Source organism: Magnetospira sp. QH-2 (assembly GCF_000968135.1).
GTDB lineage: Bacteria > Pseudomonadota > Alphaproteobacteria > Rhodospirillales > Magnetospiraceae > Magnetospira.
In genome coordinates this window covers 354,266-371,758 of sequence record NZ_FO538765.1, presented here as the reverse complement: position 1 = coordinate 371,758, position 17,493 = coordinate 354,266, and the positions used below count along the sequence as shown (strand labels likewise).

Sequence of the window (17,493 nt, the reverse complement as noted above, 5' to 3'; positions counted from 1 at the left end):
TGGATCAGTTTCTCTTTACGGCGTGTGCCCTCTATTCGCCTTTCCGCTTCGAGAGTCGCCTTCAATACGTAACACTTGGTGCGTTGCGCACGATTCTTCAGCATCCTGCAAGGCGGATTCATGATGACTGGATCGGTAAAATCCTCAGCGGGCGTGCTTCTCACAATTTCAACCTCGGTCTCTAGGCTCAGGACTCATAACCAGAAGATGACGGTTGCGGCGATGCAGATTGCGCTCATGAAGGTATGGGCGCAACGGTCGTAGCGGGTGGCGATACGCCGCCAGTCCTTGAGCCGACCGAACATGCGCTCGATCAAGTTTCGCTGCTTGTAGAGGGCTTTATCGTAAAGGATTTCCTCTTTGCGGTTCGAGCGACCTGGAATGCAGGGCTCGATGCCGAGATCAAGCAGGGCCTGGCGGAAACGGTCGCTGTCGTATCCCCTGTCGGCGATCAGGTCGTCGGCATCAGGGAATGCAGGGAGCATGGTGTCGGCGCCGCGATAGTCGCTGACTTGTCCTTCGGTCAGCAGCAGGATCAGGGGCTTTCCATCGGCATCGCAGGCGGCATGCAGTTTCGAATTCAGGCCGCCCTTGGTGCGCCCGATACGGCGGGGAACAGCCCCTTTTTGAGCAGGCTCGCCGCCGTCCTGTGGGCCTTGAGATGGGTGGCGTCGATCATCACCGTATGGGTGGCCGTGCTTTCGGCGGCCAGGGTGGCGAAGATCCGGTCGAACACTCCGGCCTCGCTCCAACGGACGAAGCGGTTGTACAGGGTCTTGTGCGGTCCATAGGCGACGGGCGCGTCACGCCACATCAAGCCGTGGCGAAGAACATGGATGATGCCGCTGATCACCCGCCGGTCATCGACGCGCGGGACGCCTCTTGTTTTGTTCGGCAGCAACGGTTGAAGGCGTTCGAATTGTTTGTCGGACAACCAGAAATGATGGCTCTGCATCGGCTTTCCCCTCCCTAAAATTCCAGGGAAGGGAATCATGTCCACCGACTATTGGGAATCCCTTTTATGGGTCCTGAGCCTAGCTTTTCCATTTCCCCCCAGATTTTCTGGTTCTCGTTGAATAGGGCATCATGTTCTTTCCAAACCTGGATAAGCGCTTCTTCAATATCCTTGCAGCCATTGTTGGTAATTTCCTCTGCCCAACACCGGCAGTTTTCCGCCTCGCCGGGATGACCACCTTCAGGGGGATCGTCCCATGAGAACGTCTGCCCTTCCCGGTCGGCATGGGAGGAGCGCACCTTGTTGTCACCTACCGTGCGCCAGATGTAGGTGCCTTCCTTCTTTTCCTTGTCCTCCCAGAACTCCAGCAGCCCGGTCATGGGATTGATGGAGCCGCCGTCGGTGGCCAGGTGCAACAGCATGGCTTCCTGCTCGGTAATATGAGCCAGCAAGGTATCGCCGTGGCGGCCATGGTCCTGCAACAGTCGGGCGGCGGCCCGGCGTGGTCATGCGGGGCCCATTCGGATGTTGTTTCACGTGCTGCCTTGATGAATAATCTCCCTATGATCGATATTCGACAGGTATTGCTGTGTATTCTATTGGTGGTTTTGCCCATTGAGGCGTCGCATGGTGGGCCGACCATGGAGCTTGAAATCGACTGTTCCGCACCGGCCCAATCCTATGATGAGACCCTCTTTCCCCACCAAGCGGCCGAGCTTTTCAGTCAGGGGGTTAAGCTCCTAAAGGGGTGGTGCGGCGAGAAGGACCCAGCAAAGGCCCTGGCGGCCTTCATGGCAGCGCGGGAAAAGTACCTGTACCCGAATGTTTCCCTCTACATCGGCTACATGCATGAAAAGGGCCTCGGCACCGAGATGAATGAGAGCAAAGCCGCTGACTGGTACCGCATCTTTGCCTTTGAATGGGCCGTGCAGGAAGACAGGGTCCGGCAGGTCTACCTGGACAGTCTTCTCATTCCTCTCGGACGAGACGCTCCGCCGCCATTGCTCGATAAGGCGATGGAGTGGGTCTTGGAAATGGAGAAGGCTCCGCCAGAACGACAGTTGGCTCTATCCAGAAGGTTTTTGTCGAAAGAGCGGCAGCCGAGAGACCTCCGAGGATCGCACATATTACTGCATTGGGCCGTAGGCCGGGATTACGCCGAAGCACTATTTGAACTTGGTAATCGATTCAATGACGGCCAACTGCCTCCAGAAATCAAGGTGAATTATTCTCGGTATCCGGATACTGCGGAGTTTTACTGGGAAAGTGCGGCGGATATGGGTTTTCCTCCTGCACAGGCAAAAACTGCTTCGATCTGTGAGTCCTTTTCCGGTCGATGGAACAAAATTGCCGCCTATCGGTGGTATAGGAAAGCTCTTGATGGAGGGTGGCTAGACGCGGAAAACAAGATCCGCAGGGTATCTAAAGATTTTGATGAGGCTACTTGGCGGTCGATCCGCTCGTTGGACGAAGATGGAATTGATCCGATGGGGTGCCGAACCTTCAAGTGAGCTGAAGACCACAATAGCTTCAGCCCACTCATAGATGATCATTGCTCGAGCTTGTCGATTTCTGCCTGAATCCGGTCAACCTCGGATTGGTGCCTATCAGCTTCTTCTTTCAGAGCCTGATAAGTTTGACGAGCCGTCGAGTGGGCATCACGCGCTTTTTGCAGGTCCTCATGCAATGTTTTGATCGTTGGATCAGGCATATAGGCATCCAGCGCAGCATCACCGATCCCTTTCAACGCATCGCGTCCTTTGCCAAGGCGACCGGCGGCGCCACGGGCAACAGTCCCAATTAGCGTTTGGCCAAGAAATACCCCAAGACCTTGGGCCGAAGCATCTCCCAATTTAAGCGATGCCTCGCCTTCCGCCTTCTTTGCTTGATCCACTACCTCTTTCTGGTTTCGCAAGCTTTGCTTGTAAGATTCCTTATAGGCTTTTGATTGATATAACTGAGTTGATAGTTGTTGGATTTTTTGATCCCGCTCTTTCTCTTCCGCCCGACGGCTGATCGCCTGGCGTTCTTCCTCCTTGGCCCCGATGACACTGGTATAGTCCTTGGACTTCCGGCCATCGCCACCGGGCAGGCCATGGTCGTCCGGGTCGCCGATGCCCGGCGGGCCGATATGGGGGCGACCCCATGATTCTCTGTCGCTGACAATGCTTGGTTGGTCGTCACCACCCCCGCCCCAGGACTCATTCCAGCCGGTCTCATCCTCATCGGGGTTGCCGGTATCGAAGCCATCGAAGGCGCTGGGATCCTGGCCGCCGTCCGCCCAGTCGTCTCCGGCCTGATCGTCACCCGAATGCAGGTTCCCGGCCACATCGCCGGTATCGGAAACCGATGCCCCCGCCGACTGGCCGGAGGTGCCGCCCAAGGTATCGTTGTCGTCCCGGTCCTCCCAGAACTCCAGCAGCCCGGTCATGGGATTGATGGAGCCGCCGTCGGTAGCCAGGTGCAGCAGCATGGCTTCCTGCTCGGTAATATGAGCCAGCAAGGTATCGCCGTGGCGGCCATGGTCTTGCAACAGTTGGCCCGCCGCCCGCCGGGCCAGGGTCTCGTCCAGCTCCCGGCGGGACTCGGGGAATGCGAAGGCCTGGCCCACGGCCCGGGCACCGCCGGACAGATCCACCTTGCCCGGATAGGTCTGTTTGAACCAGGCGGTAACCCGGTCGCGGGCGCCCAAGGGGTCCGCGCGTCCGCCGTCCATATAAGCCCGGCTCATCATCGCCCGGTTCACGTCGGTGGCGGTCCAAAGAGCCAGAGGCTTGGCGAGGATGCGGGCCAGGGCCTCGGAGGTGGTATCCCGGTCCAGGCGGGTTTTGTAGTCGGAGTCCGGGGCAAAGGCCCTGTAGAGGCGGTCCATTTTCATTGATCAAGGTCCTTTCATGGGATCGGTTGCATATTGCGGAGCGGCTGGTTTCCATCCCCATCACTTTCGGATAGATCGGCGGGGGCGGCGACGGTGCAGGCCCGGCGACTGGGATGAGAAACATCAATCATTGTTATTGCTCCTTTAATAGGCGTGTTATCATTTACAAACCAGAACTTAGCAAGTACAATTGCCGCCTTCAAGGAAAAAATATCAATTTAGCGGTGTTTGGACCTATTATGCTTTTGGGAAGACGGCGAGCAAACAGGCTCAATGAGTTGATGGCAAAAGAAAAAACCGCCTCGCGGGGAGGCGGCTGGGGGGCCGAAAAAAATGGCTTGGCGAAATTCAAGTCGTCTTTGGCCGGCGAGGCCTAGCGCGTGTCGGGTCCAATCGGACCCGCTAGACACGCGCGACCTTATTGGAATCGATCACGTTTTTCATGTTTGATCGAATCCGATCAAACACGACGTGATCTAGGACATCGATCTCGCCTTCTTTGGGTCATGTCAGTGTGGTTGAAACGACGTTCCTATCCTTGATCGGGTCAGGTAGGGAGAGGGGCGTCGAACCCATATGCCACAAGAGAATGGATAGGGGCCTCGCGCGCCATTCAAATCTGAACGGCGCTAATCGGACCCGTTGGACAAGCCCTATCCTATTGTAATCAATCGCGTTTTTCCTGATTAATCGGATTCGATCAAACGGAACGTGATTTAGTGCAGGTGATCCTTGCGGGCTTCGTCAACGGCGGCCAGCATGGCCTCGGCAGCCTCCAGTTCCCGTTCGGCGCCACGACGCTCGCCATCGGTTCCGGCATCCATGAGCGCATCATTGGCCTTTTGCACGCGCTCATCGGCCATTTCCATGGTGATATTGCGTAGTGTCACCGCCACTTCCACCAACACGGTACAGCTTTCCGGGGTGACTTCGGCAAAGCCGCCCTCGACGAACAAGCGCTCGGCAATCTTGTTGTCCTTGCCATACAGGGCAATGGTCCCCGGACGAATGGTGGACAGCAGCGGCGAGTGCCCCGGCAATACGCCGAAATTGCCTTCGCCGCCCGGGATCACCACCATATGCACCTGCTGTGAAACCAGCAGGCGTTCCGGGGTCACCATCTCGAACTTGACTGTATCCATTTCGGCCATGTCGGGGTCCTTGCCTCGGTTTGACGAACGGAAGCCTTACGCGGCTTCGGCGGCCATCTTCTTGGCCTTTTCCATGGCCTCTTCCATGGTACCCACCATGTAGAAAGCCGATTCCGGCAGGTGATCGTATTCACCGGCGCAGATGGCGGAGAAGCCCTTGATGGTATCTTCCAGGGAGACGAACACGCCCGGCGTGCCGGTGAAGACCTCGGCCACGTGGAACGGCTGTGACAGGAAGCGCTGGATCTTACGGGCCCGGGCGACGATCAGCTTGTCGTCTTCGGATAGTTCGTCCATGCCCAGAATGGCGATGATGTCCTGCAGGGACTTATAGGTCTGCAGCACCTTTTGGACTTCACGGGCTGTCTTGTAATGTTCGTCACCAACCACGCGCGGATCAAGCACGCGCGAGGTGGAGTCCAGCGGATCCACGGCCGGATAGATGCCCAGTTCGGCAATCTGACGCGACAGCACGGTGGTGGCATCCAAGTGCGCAAATGAAGTGGCAGGCGCCGGATCGGTCAAGTCATCGGCGGGCACGTAAATGGCCTGCACCGAGGTGATCGACCCTTTCTTGGTGGAGGTGATGCGCTCCTGCATGGTGCCCATATCGGTGGCCAGGGTCGGCTGATAGCCCACCGCCGACGGAATTCGGCCCAGCAGTGCCGAAACCTCGGAACCAGCCTGGGTGAATCGGAAGATGTTGTCGATGAAGAACAGCACATCCTGGCCTTCTTCGTCGCGGAAGTACTCCGCCTGGGTCAGGCCGGACAGGGCGACGCGGGCACGGGCGCCCGGCGGTTCGTTCATTTGGCCATAAACCAGGGCCACCTTTGATTTGGCGCCTTCCAGGTCAATAACCCCGGATTCGATCATTTCATGATAGAGATCGTTGCCTTCGCGGGTCCGCTCGCCGACACCGGCAAACACGGAATAGCCGCCGTGGCCCTTGGCGATATTGTTGATCAGCTCCATGATCAGCACGGTCTTGCCCACACCGGCACCGCCAAACAGGCCGATCTTGCCGCCCTTGGCGTAGGGGGCCAGCAAATCCACCACCTTAATACCGGTGACCAGGATCTCGGTGTCGGTGGACTGATCGAGAAATTCCGGCGCGGACCGGTGGATGGGGTAGGTCATCTTGGTGGTGACCGGTCCCCGTTCATCCACCGGCTCGCCGATGACGTTAAGGATGCGGCCCAGGGTCTCGGGTCCCACCGGCATGGTGATCGGCTGGCCGGTATCGGCGACTTCGCGACCGCGGACCAGGCCCTCGGAGTTATCCATGGCGATGGTGCGAACCGTGCTCTCGCCCAAATGCTGTGCCACTTCGAGCACCAAGGTCTTGCCTTGGTTTTCCACATGAAGGGCGTTCAGGATCGCGGGGAGTTCCCCATCGAAACGGACGTCCACCACGGCGCCCATCACCTGGGTCACGGTGCCGACACTCGGGTTATTTGCCATTTTTAACGACTCCCACCAAAACAGATCGTGATCCGAACCTCAGGCGCTACAGCGCTTCGGCACCGGAAATGATTTCAATAAGCTCACTCGTAATGACCGCCTGACGGGTCCGGTTGTAGGTCATGGTCAGGCTGTCGATCATGTCGCCCGCGTTCCGCGTGGCATTGTCCATGGCGGTCATGCGCGCGCCCTGTTCGGAGGCATTGTTCTCCAACATGGCACGGTAGACCTGAACGGATAGATTTCTGGGTAACAGCGCGGCGAGAATTTGTTCCTCTTCCGGCTCATAGATATAGACCGCTTTCGGGCCATCCGACGTATCGACCACTTCTTTTTCCGGGACCGGGAAAGGGATGATCTGCTGCGGTGTCACCACCTGAGAGATGGCCGATTTGAAACGGTTGTAGTAGATCGTGCAGATATCAAACTCGCCGCGCTCGTACATGTCGCGGAGGTTTTGGGAAACCTGCTGGGCTTCGGTAAAGGGAATGCCTTTTTTGCTGGCGATCCCGGTTACTTCCCCGACAATCAAGCGACCGAATTCCCGGCGTAGGGCATCCGAGGCCTTGCGGCCGACACACATCAGCTTGACTTCCTTGCCCTCGCCTTCCAATTCCAGAACCCGACGGCGAACCTCGCGCACAATGGACGAATTAAAGCCGCCACACAGTCCGCGGTCGGAAGTAAAGGCAACCAGCATATGGACATTGTCATTGCCGGTTCCGGCAAGCAATTTCGGTGCGCCATCCATGCCGGCGGTGCTATGGGCCAGGGACCCGAGCATGCGTTCCATGCGCGTGGCATAGGGACGTGCTTCTTCGGCCTGAGTCTGGGCGCGCCGTAATTTCGAGGCGGCAACCATTTTCATGGCCGAGGTGATCTTCTTGGTCGACTTGACCGAAGCGATCCGAATTCTGAGGTCCTTGAGGTTGGCCATCGATGCTCACTCAAGCTGGTCCGTGGGCACCCCGGAATATGTCCGAGGCGGAGGGTTTAGGCGAAAGACTTGGCGTAGTCCTCGATAAAGGCTTTCAGCTTGCCCTCCGTGTCGTCGGAGATGTCTTTCTCCTCACGGATGGTTTTCAAAATGCTTTGGCCCTTTTCGCGCACATCGTCCAACAATCCCTGCTCGAAGCGGGTGACGTCCTTGGTGTCGATGTCGTCCAGATAGCCTTTCACGCCGGAGAAGATGGAAACCACCTGTTCTTCCACCGGCAGCGGTTGGAACTGCCCTTGCTTGAGTACTTCGGTCAAACGGGCACCGCGGGCAAGAAGCTTCTGGGTCGCCGGATCCAGGTCCGAGGCGAATTGGGCGAAGGCCGCCATTTCGCGGTACTGAGCCAATTCCAGCTTGATCGACCCGGCCACTTTCTTCATCGCCTTGACCTGCGCGGCGGAACCCACGCGGGACACCGAGATACCGACGTTCACCGCCGGGCGGATGCCCGAATAGAACAGCTCGGTTTCCAGGAAGATCTGACCATCGGTAATGGAAATCACGTTGGTCGGGATATAGGCCGACACGTCCGAGGCCTGGGTCTCGATGACCGGCAGCGCGGTCAGGGACCCGGCACCGCTGTCTTCGTTCATCTTCGCGGCGCGCTCCAGCAGACGGGAGTGCAGGAAGAACACGTCACCCGGGTAGGCTTCGCGGCCCGGCGGGCGACGCAGCAGCAGCGACATCTGGCGATAAGCAACGGCCTGCTTGGACAGATCGTCATAGAAGATCACCGCATGCATGCCATTGTCGCGGAAGAACTCACCCATGGTGCAGCCGGTAAAGGGGGCCAGGAACTGCATAGGGGCCGGATCCGACGCCGTGGCGGCCACCACGATGGCGGTATCCATAGCGTTGTTGTCTTCCAGCATCTTCACGATCTGCGCCACGGTGGAGCGCTTCTGCCCGATGGCTACATAGATGCAGTAAAGCTTATCTTTTTCATCCGTGGCCTCGGCATTGATGCGAGCCTGATTGATGATGGTATCGATGATGATCGCCGTTTTGCCGGTCTGGCGGTCGCCAATGATCAACTCGCGCTGGCCGCGACCGACCGGGATCAGGCTATCAATGGCCTTGAGGCCGGTCTGCATGGGTTCATGCACCGACTTGCGGGGGATAATGCCCGGGGCTTTGACATCCACCGGCATGCGCACATCGCTGTCGATGGGGCCCTTGCCGTCGATGGGATCGCCCAGGCCGTCAACCACCCGGCCCAGCAAACCCTTGCCCACCGGCGTATCGACGATGGCGCCGGTCCGCTTCACGGTGTCGCCTTCCTTAATGGTGCGGTCTTCGCCGAACACCACCACGCCGACGTTGTCTTCTTCCAGGTTCAGGGCCATGCCTTTGATGCCCCCGGGGAATTCGACCATCTCACCGGCCTGGACGTTGTCCAGACCATGGACGCGGGCAATGCCGTCGCCAACGGCTAGAACCTGACCCACTTCGGCGACATCCGCCTCGGTTCCGAAGTTTTCAATCTGCTTTTTCAGAATGGCGGAAATTTCAGCGGCCCTGATTTCCATCACGCGACACCCTTCATAGTCAGCCGGAGCTGTTCAAGTTTTGTGCGGAGCGAGCTATCGATCATACGAGAACCCACTTTGACGATCATGCCCCCGAGCAAGTCCGGATTGACCGTGACATCGACGGAAACGTCTTTGCCCATGCCTTTTTTCAAGGTTGCGGTCAGGGATTCGGTTTGCTTGGCGGTCAAGGATTTGGCCGCGACCACCTGAGCCGTGGTCTCTCCGCGCTTGGCGGCGAGCAAGGCTTGGTAGGCACGGATGATGCGCGGTAAAGCGGCAAGGCGCCGCTTTTGCGCCACCAACCCGACAAAATTGCGGGTCAGTTCCGCCATCTCGGCCTTTTCGACAAGAGCGGCCATGACGGCGCTTTGTTCGGCCCTAGAGATAACGGGAGATTGGATGATTCGGCGTAGTTCGGCGCTTTCGTCGAACATAGCCTGGAGCTGAGCGAGATTTTCGGCCACCGAGTCGAGAACCGAGCCTTCTTCGGCCAGTTCAAAAAGCGCTGTGGCATAACGCCCCGCGAGTCCGGTTACGGCTGTATCAGCGGACGACAACTGGGGTTTCCCTCGATAATCGCGTGCGAACCGGAGATCGGTCCGACCATTGAAACAATACCTTGATGAAGCAAGATCCCGATTGATGCAAGACCCTGAAACTCCTTCGCCCCAGCACCGGATCCCCCTGTGCGGAAACGGTCGTTAACTAGCATACTCCCAAAGGCCATGCAAGACGCCATGGCGCAGTGCAAAAAAACAAGAAATACCAAGCCCAAAGACGATGCTTGAACGCATCCTGTCACAAAAATCCGTAGGGGTCCACGTCCACTTGCACCCGCACCCCTTTGATCTTGCGGACCGAAGCGATCCAGCGGCGCAATATCGGCTGTAGTCCGACGTCCCGCCCCACTTTCAACAAGAGTCGGCGGCGATGGCGGCCGCGCAATAAAGCCAACGGTGCCGGGGCGGGACCCAGCACCGTGATTCCCGGACCATGCGGCGCCGCGCGGGCCAGGGCAGCGGCGGCGTCATCCACCGCCGATTCATTTGTCGCGGATAGAATCAGGGCCGCCAGGCGGCCAAAGGGCGGCATCCCTGCCGCCTCGCGGGCCGCCGATTCTGCCGCCACGAAGCCATCCCGATCGCCGGCCGCCAGGGCCTCCATCACCGGATGATTGGGCAGCGCGGTCTGTAACAAGACCCGGCCCGGCTTGCTTTCTCTTCCGGCCCGCCCGGCCACCTGATAGAGCAGCTGGAAGGTGCGCTCGGCGGCACGCAAATCGCCGCCCGCCAAACCCAAATCCCCATCGACCACCCCGACCAGGGTCAGATGGGGAAAGTGATAGCCCTTGGCGACGATCTGGGTGCCGATGAGCAGGTCCACCTCGCGCCGTTCCAGCCGGGCCACCAGATCGGCGGCGGCACGGGGATGGGTGATGGTATCGCTGACGGCGAGGGCCTGACGGGCCTGGGGAAACAAGGCGGCGGCCTCCTCTGCCAACCGCTCCACCCCCGGTCCGCAGGCCGCGAGCGTGTCCTCGGCCCCACAACCGGGGCAGGCCTTGGGCAGCGGGGCCTGATGACCGCAGTGATGACATTGCAGGCGACCCGCCAGACGATGTTCCACCAGCCAGGCGGTGCAATGGGGGCATTGCAGTCTCTGGCCACAGGCCCGGCACAGAGTCAGCGGCGCGTACCCCCGGCGATTGAGAAACAGCATGGCCTGATCCCCATCGACCAGGGTTTGCTCCACCGCCTCGCGTAGGGCCGCCGACAGCCACATATCCCGCGCCGGGCGGTCGCGGGTCAGGTCGACAACCTCCAGGCGGGGCATCAGCGCACCGCCGTGGCGCTCGGGCAAATGCAGCAGCCGATAACGGCCCTCGCGGGCATTGGTCACCGTTTCCAAGGAGGGTGTGGCCGAGGCCAGGATGATGGGCCGTTTTTCCAGGTGCGCCCGCACCACCGCCATGTCACGGCCGTTGTAGATCGTGCCGTCACCTTGTTTGAACGACGAATCGTGCTCCTCGTCGACGACGATCAAGCCCAGCTTGGGAAAGGGCAGAAACAACGCCGAGCGCGCCCCCACCACCACCCGCGCCTCGCCGAACGCCACCGCCCGCCAAGTGGCGCGTCGGGTGGCCTGAGTCAAATCCGAATGCCAGACCGCCGGGGCGCAGCCGAAGCGTTGCTTGAAACGATCCAGCCATTGGGCCGACAGAGCGATTTCCGGCAGCAGAACCAGGACCTGCTCATCTCGTCGCAGGGCTTCGGCCAGGGCCTCGAAATAGACCTCGGTCTTGCCTGAGCCGGGCACGCCATCAAGCAGCGTGCAACTGTAGCCATCCCCCAATCGTCCGGCCAGTTCCGTGCCCGCCGTTGCCTGGGCCTTGGACAATGTGGGTCCACCTCGATTCGGGTCAGGCAAATCGAAAGGCGGTGGCGGCTCAAGGACTAACGAAATCAGGGCTCCGGCATCCCGCAATCCCTTGACCACCCCCGGCGACACACCGGACTGGCGGGCCAACTCAGCCATGGGACGCGGTGGTCCGTGACGTAATTCTTCCATGACCCGTTGCCGGGCAGCGGTTGGCTTCAGAGACTCGGGCCATTGGGGCGCCGCGGCCACGGCGGCGGTGGGCTTGGGCGGGTCCAGCGCTTCGGGGACGCTGATGGCCATGCGCAGGACCGCGCCGGGTCGGGCCAGACAATACCCGCCTACCCACTCAATGAATCGCCGCAGGCGGGGAGAAAAGGCCGGCGGGTGGTGGCGCTCGAGAATATCGCGAATCTTCGACGGCGGCAGTTCGCCCGACCCGGGCCCCCAGACCACGCCCGATTCCCGCCGTCCGCCCAAGGGCACCCGCACCAGCGACCCATCGGTCAGTTGCATGCCGTCAGGCACCCGATAGTCATAAGGACCATCAATGGGCAGCGGCAGCATGACAGCCACCAGATCGCCGGGACAATAGGAGGGAACCGATTCGCTCATAAACGCCACTTTACGGGAATCGAATCAGCAGCGGTATCATGGCATTAGCGAATTTGGAATCGGGAATGTGTATTAAATACACATCATAGTATTGGACCCCGGCTCATCAGTGTGTATCATATACATACTGTATGCATACAGCGGTGCCGGGAAACCGTGACGATGGATAGTCGGGACATCATTAAGAAGATTAAGAAAGACGGCTGGGTAAAGGTCGCGCAGCAAGGGTCTCATTCCCAGTTCAAGCACCCGATCAAACCCGGTCGCGTCACGGTTCCACATCCCAAAAGAGACCTTCCAATCGGCACGATCATCAGCATCGAAAAACAAGCCGGGATCCGGCTTCGGTAGGTTTTTGGACAGAAAGGAGAAAGACAGTCATGAATCGCCAGTATCCCGCCGTTATCCATCGTGACGAAGGTAGCGACTATGGCGTTTCGTTTCCGGATTTTCCGGGCTGCGTCAGCGCCGGGTCGACCATTGAACAGGCCGTCGCCGAGGGGATGGTTGCGCTTTCTTTGCATGTATCTGGAATGGCCGAGGATGGCGAAGCTTTCCCCGATCCGACCCCGGCAGACCAGGTTCTTAAAGGCGCACACCGGGAAGGATTTATCAGTCTTGTCATGATCCCGGTGAACCTGCCTGCGCGTGCCAAACGCTACAACGTGATGTTACCGGAAGATCTGGTCGAGCAAGCCGACTTGATTGCCCCCAACCGATCCGCCTACCTCACCGAAGCCTTGCGCGCCAAACTGGCCACCGACCTTGCGGGGAATAGCCATCGTGGTGGCGCCCTTGTTCTGGAAAGGCAAGCACATTCAGGTCGGGTCAGGTCAGTAAAACATCCTGTCCGGAAATCGGCCACCAATTCCGCCGTCTAGAGGAGCGTCTGATAACGCCACCTTAACAACATGCGTTCATTCTGGGTGTCGCAAATGGAGACGGGTCATGCATTACAACGCCGCCGAGGATCTGCGCGCCGCCATCGCCGCCTGGCATGCCTGGCTGGCCGATGAAAAACGGGTCTCGGCCCATACGTCCAGCAACTATGGCCGCGACCTGGGCTTTTTCCTCGCCTTTATCGGCGAGTACCGGGAAGTGGTCCCCGACATGGCCTTGCTCGATAAGCTGGAGCCCATGGATTTCCGCGCTTGGCTGTCGCGGCGCATGGGCGATGGTCTGTCCAAGTCCTCCACTGCCCGGGCGCTGTCGGCGCTGCGCTCGTTTTTCCGGTTTTTGGAGCGGCGGGGCTGGATCGGCAGCAGCGCCGTGCATGCCCTGCGCACACCCAAGCTGCCCCATTCGGTGCCCAAGCCTCTGGCCCCGAACGATGCCATCGAGATGGTCGAGGCCATTGGCGATCTGGCGCTGAATGAATGGGAAGGCAAGCGCGACGTGGCGGTACTGACCTTGCTCTATGGCTGTGGCCTGCGAATCTCCGAAGCCCTCACGCTCAATCGCAATCAGATTCCCAAGGGCGAGGTCCTGCGGGTCACCGGTAAGGGTAACAAGCAACGGCTGGTTCCCTTGTTGCCGGTGGTGGTCGAGGCGGTGCGGGATTACGTGGACGCCTGCCCCCATCACCTGGAGCCCGATGGGCCGCTGTTTGTCGGCGCCCGGGGCAAGCGGTTGCGGGCGGAGATCATCCAAAAGCAGGTTCGCGGCACACGTATTCTGCTCGGCTTGCCCGATACGGCGACGCCCCATGCCCTGCGGCATTCCTTTGCCACCCATTTGCTGGCCGGAGGCGGCGACTTGCGTACCATTCAAGAACTGCTCGGCCATGCGTCGCTATCGACCACCCAACGCTACACGGAGGTGGACCGGGAACAGCTCATTCGGGTCTATGAGGATGCCCATCCCCGGGCGCGTTGATAAACCCTTTGATAATTCTCCTTATTCCATCCGTAAATACCGACTCGCCGGAACCGGTACTTCCTGGTACCCTCCCGGCAAATAGGGGAAGCTTAGGGAACATCCGGTCATGATCCGGGAATTTTTCGCCATCTTTTTTGCCGTATTTTTTGGCATGGCTTTCAGTCAGGTACCACCGCTCATCCAGCAATACGAACAGCGCCTGGGCGGTGCCGTGGGCGAACTGACCACCCTGGCCGACCAGTATGCGGAAAATGCCAATCGCTCCAACCTGACCCTTGGCACTTATGTCAGCCGCCATATGGTCAACCCGGACCCGGTGATGCAAAAGACCGGTCGCACCATGCGTCGCTCTCTGGATCGCCTGGACGCCCTGGAGCGTGGCATGGATGCCCTGGATCGGGCGCCAATTTGGAAGAAACCCTGGGTGTTGGTTCAAAACAATGATCAGCAGATCATGCAGGATACCTGGTCGAAATTCGCCTTCACCCTGACCATCGATTTGCGCTTTGGCGCCGTCGGGGTATTGTTCGGCTTCCTGTTCAACCACTTCCTGGTGATGCTGCTCAGACCGCCCCAGTCGCGGGGATATCTGTGATCACGTCTTCAATTTGTATCCCGTCGAAATCATCCGGTGCACAGTCAGCCAGAGCACCAGATTGACGCCGATCAGCACGGCCGCGCCCAGGGCCAGCGGGGCATCCGATTGGCCAATGAAGCCGTAGCGAAAGCCATCAATCATATAGAAGAACGGATTGGCATGGGCCAGGGCGCGGAAGGTCTCGGGCAGGCGCTCCACCGAATAGAACGTGCCCGACAAAAACGACAGCGGCGTGATGATGAAATTGGTCACCGCCGCCATATGGTCGAACTTGTCGGCCCAGATGCCGCCGATCAGCCCCAACAGCGACAACATCATGGAGGCCATCAGCCCGTGAAATAGAATCCAGCCCATGTGGTGGATGCCCATATCGACGAAAAAGGCCATGGCCACCGCCACCGCCAGCCCCACGGCCAACCCGCGCACCACGCCGCCCAGGGCCAGACCCAAGGCCAGTTCCACAGGGGTCAGTGGCGGCAAAAGCACATCAACGATATTGCCTTGGACCTTGGAGATGATGACCGAGGATGATGTATTGGCGAAAGCGTTCTGCGCGACCGTCATCATAATCAATCCCGGGGCCAAAAAGGTCATGAAAGGCACGCCGTTGACCTCGGTCACCGCGCGGCCCATGGCCAGGGCGAAAATGGCCAGGAACAGTAAGGCCGTGACCACCGGAGCGCCGATGGTTTGAAAATGCACCTTGGTAAACCGCCGCACCTCGCGCAGGAACAAGGTCCAAAGACCGATCCAATTGACAGCGCCCATGGGCGGGCGCGGGGCAGGCAGAGGCTGAGTCATGATGAAGGGTCCGATCCCGGGCAAGGTATGGGGTTCATATAGTACCCAGGGGTCGATCTGTCATCCCCGCGCCGCGAATGCCAGCTTCCCGGCCAGCAACAACAACGCGCTCCCGGCCCCCCAGCGGAACAGCCGTTCGCCGCGGCCGCCGCCAACCAGGGCGGTACGCAGTTTCTTGGCCAGGATCACCAGGCCGGTGGTGACGATGGTGGCCACGGCCATATGCACGGCGCCCAGCAGCAGCATCTGAAACAGAACCGCCCCTGCCGGATCGATGAAGTGCGGCAGCAGGGCAATGAACAGCAGCGCCACCTTGGGATTGGTCACATTGACCATCACCGCCTCGGCGAAGATCATGGTTAGCCCGCCGGAGCGTGGTTGAGCCCCGTCGGTGCGAATGCCCCGGCGCAGGGTGCGCAGGGCCAGATAGATCAGGTAGAACACCCCAACCACCTTGAGCACCAGAAAGGCGGTTGCCGATTCCCGGATCAATAGGCTCAGGCCCAAGGCCACGCCAATGGTATGCACGGCGATGCCCGTGGTATTGCCCGCCACCGCCGCCAATCCCGCCGCCGAGCCTTGTGTCACCGTGCGGCTGATCACATAGATCCAGCTTGGCCCGGGAGTCAGGGCGATGACGGCGGAGGTGACAAAAAACAATAAAAGATCGGGCATGATGATCATCCTGCGCCCATCAGCCGCCCTTCGCAAGACGATGGCGGCGGGCTATGATTGGCCCATGAGCGGACAACGGAAAATTCCCCGGGAAGCCACCCCGGAACGGCTGGAAAAAGCAGCGCTTCACTACCTGGAGCGCTATGCCTCGTCCATCGAAAACTTACGCCGGGTGCTCATGCGGCGGGTGCGGACATCGGCCCACTACCATGGCACGGACCTGGAACAGGGCGCCGCGGCCATTGACGCCATCATTGAGAAGCTGGTCAAGAAGGGGTTTCTCAATGATGCCCTCTATGCCGAAGGCCGGGTCGCCGCCCTACGCCGACGCGGCACCGCCGAGCGCATGATCGTTCTCAAGCTGAAGGAAAAAGGCTTGGACAACGAGACCATCCGTCAAGCCCTCGACCGCTGGGCGGAAGACCAGGGAACCGAGGAAGGAGAATTCGCCGCCGCCGTCAACCTGGCCCGCCGCCGCCGTCTTGGGCCTTGGCGCGATCCGGCCAAACGGAGCGATACCCGGGACAAGGATTGGGCAGCCCTGGCCCGGGCCGGATTTTCACCGGATCTAGCCCGAAAAGTGGTGGATGCGGAGTCGGTCGAGATTCTGGAAAATGGAGAGTCCGATTAATCTGCCTTGGCAACCTTTTGGCGGGCCGCGCATCAATGGAGGGAACGCCTTTTTCATGCAGCGCAAGGGCCTCGCGGGTATCGATCTGGTGGGCCCTTTGACCGCCGCCGGGGCAATACCCTCACGAAGGCGATTCCGGTGAGTTTGCAAAGCCGTTTGAATATGGCCAAGGCTTGGTCCCCCGTTGGATTGATCGGGGGAATATCGAACCATAAATCAGTCTGTTTGCAGGAAGTTTTCCTGCGGGTGTTCTGCAAGTCCGCCATAAAAATGAAGGAGACCGCCGGGGGCAACGGTCTCCTTCGACTTTATGGTCCCGGCGGTAGGGGCTTTCCATGGATCAATGAAAGCGACCGAGCCGGGCCGGCAGGAACCTTCTCGGGAAGGCCCGAACCTAAATGTAATGATATAACATATTGATAAGAATTGCAAGACGCATTCGAGATTATGCATTAACTGCCTTGAAAATCCTCGCTTTCCCAGACCAGACCCATGGCCGCCGTGCGAGTCAGTTGCGAGGCCGTGGGACAATGCCGGCATCCTTGCGGTGTCGGGGGTCGATCGCAGCCGAAGCAGGCGGCCACCCGTTCCCGAGCCTCGGCCACCTGTTCGGATAGACGGCGGCATTCAGCCATCTTAATTTCCAGATCCCGTTGCAGGTCATCGAACAACGCGGCCACCCGACGCCCGGCCTCATCCCCACTTTGGCTGGTCTGTCGGCTTTCGGCCAGGTCACGGAGCTTGACCAAAGGCACCCCCAGGTCGGCCAGCCCTCGAACCAGTGCCAACCGGTCCAGGTCGGCGGGCCGATAGCGCCGTGTCCCCTTGTCTGTCCGTTGAGGCGTCAACAACCCTTCGGTTTCGTAATAGCGCAAGGCACTAGGCGCGACCCCTAGCCAAGCCGCCGCCCGTCCAATGCTCAACAGGCCGTCATCCGCCATA

The 17,493-nt window shown here is 59.7% G+C and carries 18 protein-coding genes; 6 read left to right on the top strand and 12 right to left on the bottom strand.

What is annotated here, in order from left to right; genetic code table 11:
• Positions 1-194: 194 nt before the first annotated feature.
• Both MGMAQ_RS20155 and MGMAQ_RS01935 read right to left on the bottom strand, forming a co-directional pair.
• Positions 195-955 (bottom strand): IS5 family transposase gene (locus MGMAQ_RS20155; protein WP_148560766.1). Its coding sequence is split into 2 segments (ribosomal slippage): positions 195-632 and positions 635-955, totalling 759 coding nucleotides; the frame shifts between segments, so codons are not numbered across the junction.
• Between the two features lie 35 nt (positions 956-990).
• Positions 991-1,371: a phage minor head protein gene (locus MGMAQ_RS01935; protein WP_193788037.1), complete on the bottom strand. Its 381-nt coding sequence runs from the start codon at positions 1,369-1,371 to the stop codon at positions 991-993.
• On the opposite strand from MGMAQ_RS01935, the gene MGMAQ_RS01930 reads away from it, so the two are divergent.
• Positions 1,366-2,466 (top strand): tetratricopeptide repeat protein, encoded by a 1,101-nt coding sequence (locus MGMAQ_RS01930; protein WP_162484822.1) that lies wholly within the window; start codon positions 1,366-1,368, stop codon positions 2,464-2,466. The genes MGMAQ_RS01935 and MGMAQ_RS01930 overlap by 6 nt on opposite strands.
• Positions 2,467-2,504: 38 nt before the next feature.
• On the opposite strand, the gene MGMAQ_RS01925 is transcribed toward MGMAQ_RS01930, so the two are convergent.
• The 7 genes from MGMAQ_RS01925 to MGMAQ_RS01895 all read right to left on the bottom strand — a co-directional run bounded on the left by MGMAQ_RS01925 (position 2,505) and on the right by MGMAQ_RS01895 (position 11,968).
• Complete coding sequence (locus MGMAQ_RS01925) at positions 2,505-3,833, bottom strand: hypothetical protein (protein ID WP_046020208.1); 1,329 nt, start codon at positions 3,831-3,833, stop codon at positions 2,505-2,507.
• 716 nt (positions 3,834-4,549) lie between these two features.
• Positions 4,550-4,984, bottom strand: coding sequence for an ATP synthase F1 subunit epsilon (gene atpC / locus MGMAQ_RS01920; RefSeq protein ID WP_046020207.1), 435 nt, complete (start codon positions 4,982-4,984; stop codon positions 4,550-4,552).
• Between the two features lie 36 nt (positions 4,985-5,020).
• Positions 5,021-6,448: a F0F1 ATP synthase subunit beta gene (gene atpD / locus MGMAQ_RS01915; protein WP_046020206.1), complete on the bottom strand. Its 1,428-nt coding sequence runs from the start codon at positions 6,446-6,448 to the stop codon at positions 5,021-5,023.
• A 46-nt stretch (positions 6,449-6,494) separates the two neighbouring features.
• On the bottom strand, positions 6,495-7,385 hold the full coding sequence (locus MGMAQ_RS01910; protein WP_046020205.1) for a F0F1 ATP synthase subunit gamma: 891 nt from the start codon (positions 7,383-7,385) through the stop codon (positions 6,495-6,497).
• A gap of 56 nt (positions 7,386-7,441) precedes the next feature.
• On the bottom strand, positions 7,442-8,974 hold the full coding sequence (gene atpA / locus MGMAQ_RS01905) for a F0F1 ATP synthase subunit alpha (RefSeq protein WP_046020204.1): 1,533 nt from the start codon (positions 8,972-8,974) through the stop codon (positions 7,442-7,444).
• Positions 8,974-9,534: a F0F1 ATP synthase subunit delta gene (locus MGMAQ_RS01900; protein ID WP_046020203.1), complete on the bottom strand. Its 561-nt coding sequence runs from the start codon at positions 9,532-9,534 to the stop codon at positions 8,974-8,976. Before MGMAQ_RS01900 ends, atpA begins: the two co-directional genes overlap by 1 nt.
• Before the next feature lie 241 nt (positions 9,535-9,775).
• The gene (locus tag MGMAQ_RS01895; protein WP_046020202.1) at positions 9,776-11,968 is read right to left on the bottom strand and encodes a primosomal protein N'; all 2,193 of its coding nucleotides are present in this window, start codon (positions 11,966-11,968) and stop codon (positions 9,776-9,778) included.
• Between the two features lie 162 nt (positions 11,969-12,130).
• Between MGMAQ_RS01895 and MGMAQ_RS01890 the strand changes: the two genes are divergently transcribed.
• The 4 genes from MGMAQ_RS01890 (at position 12,131) to MGMAQ_RS01875 (ending at position 14,441) form a co-directional block, all read left to right on the top strand.
• The gene (locus MGMAQ_RS01890) at positions 12,131-12,319 is read left to right on the top strand and encodes a type II toxin-antitoxin system HicA family toxin (protein ID WP_046020201.1); all 189 of its coding nucleotides are present in this window, start codon (positions 12,131-12,133) and stop codon (positions 12,317-12,319) included.
• A 29-nt stretch (positions 12,320-12,348) separates the two neighbouring features.
• Positions 12,349-12,849 carry a type II toxin-antitoxin system HicB family antitoxin gene (locus MGMAQ_RS01885; protein WP_065814670.1) on the top strand — a complete coding sequence of 167 codons (501 nt, stop codon included), beginning with the start codon at positions 12,349-12,351 and terminating at the stop codon, positions 12,847-12,849.
• A gap of 67 nt (positions 12,850-12,916) precedes the next feature.
• Positions 12,917-13,843, top strand: coding sequence for a tyrosine recombinase XerC (locus tag MGMAQ_RS01880; protein ID WP_046020200.1), 927 nt, complete (start codon positions 12,917-12,919; stop codon positions 13,841-13,843).
• Positions 13,844-13,952: 109 nt separating this feature from the next.
• On the top strand, positions 13,953-14,441 hold the full coding sequence (locus MGMAQ_RS01875) for a DUF2937 family protein (RefSeq protein WP_046020199.1): 489 nt from the start codon (positions 13,953-13,955) through the stop codon (positions 14,439-14,441).
• Here MGMAQ_RS01875 and MGMAQ_RS01870 read toward each other — a convergent pair whose 3' ends face one another.
• Positions 14,442-15,245 carry an ABC transporter permease gene (locus MGMAQ_RS01870; protein ID WP_046022852.1) on the bottom strand — a complete coding sequence of 268 codons (804 nt, stop codon included), beginning with the start codon at positions 15,243-15,245 and terminating at the stop codon, positions 14,442-14,444.
• A 60-nt stretch (positions 15,246-15,305) separates the two neighbouring features.
• Positions 15,306-15,920: a LysE family translocator gene (locus MGMAQ_RS01865; RefSeq protein ID WP_065814710.1), complete on the bottom strand. Its 615-nt coding sequence runs from the start codon at positions 15,918-15,920 to the stop codon at positions 15,306-15,308.
• On the opposite strand from MGMAQ_RS01865, the gene MGMAQ_RS01860 reads away from it, so the two are divergent.
• Positions 15,919-16,551, top strand: coding sequence for a regulatory protein RecX (locus MGMAQ_RS01860; RefSeq protein WP_252508667.1), 633 nt, complete (start codon positions 15,919-15,921; stop codon positions 16,549-16,551). The two genes, MGMAQ_RS01865 and MGMAQ_RS01860, sit on opposite strands and share 2 nt — an antisense overlap.
• 452 nt (positions 16,552-17,003) lie before the next feature.
• Here MGMAQ_RS01860 and MGMAQ_RS01855 read toward each other — a convergent pair whose 3' ends face one another.
• Entirely contained in the window at positions 17,004-17,492 is a 489-nt protein-coding gene (locus MGMAQ_RS01855; RefSeq protein ID WP_046020197.1) for a MerR family transcriptional regulator, read from the bottom strand.
• Position 17,493: the final 1 nt, after the last annotated feature.

What these genes read in the sequence shown, in the direction of transcription:
- MGMAQ_RS01925 (WP_046020208.1), bottom strand. Translation starts at nt 3,833, where the DNA reads ATGAAAATGGACCGCCTCTACAGGGCCTTTGCCCCGGACTCCGACTAC.
- atpC (WP_046020207.1), bottom strand. Translation starts at nt 4,984, where the DNA reads ATGGCCGAAATGGATACAGTCAAGTTCGAGATGGTGACCCCGGAACGC.
- atpD (WP_046020206.1), bottom strand. Translation starts at nt 6,448, where the DNA reads ATGGCAAATAACCCGAGTGTCGGCACCGTGACCCAGGTGATGGGCGCC.
- MGMAQ_RS01910 (WP_046020205.1), bottom strand. Translation starts at nt 7,385, where the DNA reads ATGGCCAACCTCAAGGACCTCAGAATTCGGATCGCTTCGGTCAAGTCG.
- atpA (WP_046020204.1), bottom strand. Translation starts at nt 8,974, where the DNA reads ATGGAAATCAGGGCCGCTGAAATTTCCGCCATTCTGAAAAAGCAGATT.
- MGMAQ_RS01895 (WP_046020202.1), bottom strand. Translation starts at nt 11,968, where the DNA reads ATGAGCGAATCGGTTCCCTCCTATTGTCCCGGCGATCTGGTGGCTGTC.
- MGMAQ_RS01890 (WP_046020201.1), top strand. Translation starts at nt 12,131, where the DNA reads ATGGATAGTCGGGACATCATTAAGAAGATTAAGAAAGACGGCTGGGTA.
- MGMAQ_RS01885 (WP_065814670.1), top strand. Translation starts at nt 12,349, where the DNA reads ATGAATCGCCAGTATCCCGCCGTTATCCATCGTGACGAAGGTAGCGAC.
- MGMAQ_RS01880 (WP_046020200.1), top strand. Translation starts at nt 12,917, where the DNA reads ATGCATTACAACGCCGCCGAGGATCTGCGCGCCGCCATCGCCGCCTGG.
- MGMAQ_RS01875 (WP_046020199.1), top strand. Translation starts at nt 13,953, where the DNA reads ATGATCCGGGAATTTTTCGCCATCTTTTTTGCCGTATTTTTTGGCATG.
- MGMAQ_RS01870 (WP_046022852.1), bottom strand. Translation starts at nt 15,245, where the DNA reads ATGACTCAGCCTCTGCCTGCCCCGCGCCCGCCCATGGGCGCTGTCAAT.
- MGMAQ_RS01860 (WP_252508667.1), top strand. Translation starts at nt 15,919, where the DNA reads ATGATGATCATCCTGCGCCCATCAGCCGCCCTTCGCAAGACGATGGCG.
- MGMAQ_RS01865 (WP_065814710.1), bottom strand. Translation starts at nt 15,920, where the DNA reads ATGCCCGATCTTTTATTGTTTTTTGTCACCTCCGCCGTCATCGCCCTG.
- MGMAQ_RS01855 (WP_046020197.1), bottom strand. Translation starts at nt 17,492, where the DNA reads ATGGCGGATGACGGCCTGTTGAGCATTGGACGGGCGGCGGCTTGGCTA.